The organism is Hyphomonas beringensis (assembly GCF_000682755.1).
GTDB classification, from domain to species: Bacteria; Pseudomonadota; Alphaproteobacteria; order Caulobacterales; family Hyphomonadaceae; genus Hyphomonas; species Hyphomonas beringensis.
In genome coordinates this window covers 1-1,372 of the sequence record NZ_AWFF01000085.1, presented here as the reverse complement: position 1 = coordinate 1,372, position 1,372 = coordinate 1, and the positions used below count along the sequence as shown (strand labels likewise).

The following is a 1,372-nucleotide window of genomic DNA, read 5'->3' as shown; positions in this document are numbered from 1 at the left end:
TCCTTCAACACGTCGACCAGCATGGGACGGCTGACGCTCAATGTGCTGCTTTCCTTTGCCCAGTTCGAGCGAGAGGTCACGGCGGAACGCATCCGGGACAAGATCACCGCATCGAAGAAGAAGGGCTACTGGATGGGCGGTTTGCTCCCGCTCGGCTATGACCGGCATCCGGATCCAAAAATGCAGACGCTTGTGATCAACGACGCTGAAGCCGAGATCGTCCGGGACATATTCCGTCTCTACGATCAGCATGGCGGCCTGCGTCAGGTCGAACAGGAAATCATCTCCCGTGGTTATCGATCCAAGCGCCGGACCTTCAGCGATGGAAAGGTAACGGGTTCCAAGCCCCTGAGTCGCGGGCAGATCAACTTCATCCTGCGTAACCCGGTCTATATCGGCCGCATCCGGCATAAGCAGGAATCCTACGAAGGTATACACGATGCGATCGTGGATCAGGACCTGTGGGATCGCGTTCAGGAACGGCTCGACCAGACATCACCTAAGAAGTCCCGACGTCCATCCAGGTCTGGTGCCTTGCTGACCGGACGGATCTTTGACGAGACCGGCGACTTCCTCACCCCAACCCATTCCCAGAAATGCAGCCGCCGGTATCGCTACTATGTCTCGGGTCGGTTGCTGGCAGGATCACCAACGGACGCTTCCGGCTGGAGGCTGCCCGCAAAGCAGTTGGAAGACGCCGTGGGCGAGACTGTCTTCCGGCATATCGGCGGTGACGTGTCCCGGCTTCTTCGCAGCCCAACACCGGCAATACTTGAAGGCGTAAAGCTTAACCTCGCGAGGTTCTCCCGGACCATGGCCACAGACCTGGTCGAGCGAGTTCAGGTCTCTGCAGGGCATTTGGACATCGCACTGTCTGCGAATGCGATCGCCGAGTGGTTCGGAGTGATGGAAGACCAAGTTGACCGCGGCCGCCTTCGGCTTGAAGCGCCGTTCGGGGTCAGGCGGCGCGGGAGGGAATCGAGGCTGGTGTTTGGGGCGATCCATTCGGCGCCGGATCCGAAGCTGGTCCGGATGATTGCTCTTGCGCATTCCTGGCTGGAGGAAATCAAGGCGGGTACCCTCATGAAGGACATTGCGACGCGCTATGGGTGGCAAACGCTTATGGGCCGGCAGCGCATTCAGCTAGCATTCCTGTCGCCTGCAATTGTCGGGGCGATCATGGAGGGTCGGCAGCCTGAGGGTCTGACGCTCACACAGCTTGTAACGTCCGACATTCCACTGGACTGGGATGAGCAATGGGCGGCGCTGGGGTTTGAAGCGGCTCCCTGATACCGGCAATCCGGTTCCCTGTTCTCCAAAAGCATTTCCCTGTTCGTCTTCAGGAAATTCCCTGTTCCTGAAGTAGGGAATT

1 protein-coding gene is annotated in these 1,372 nt (G+C 58.9%); it reads left to right on the top strand.

Annotated features, from left to right (window positions below):
• The coding region (locus HY29_RS16180; RefSeq protein WP_034798901.1) for a recombinase family protein at nucleotides 1-1,290 on the top strand (1,290 nt) is incomplete at its 5' end.
• Between the last annotated feature and the right edge of the window lie 82 nt (nucleotides 1,291-1,372).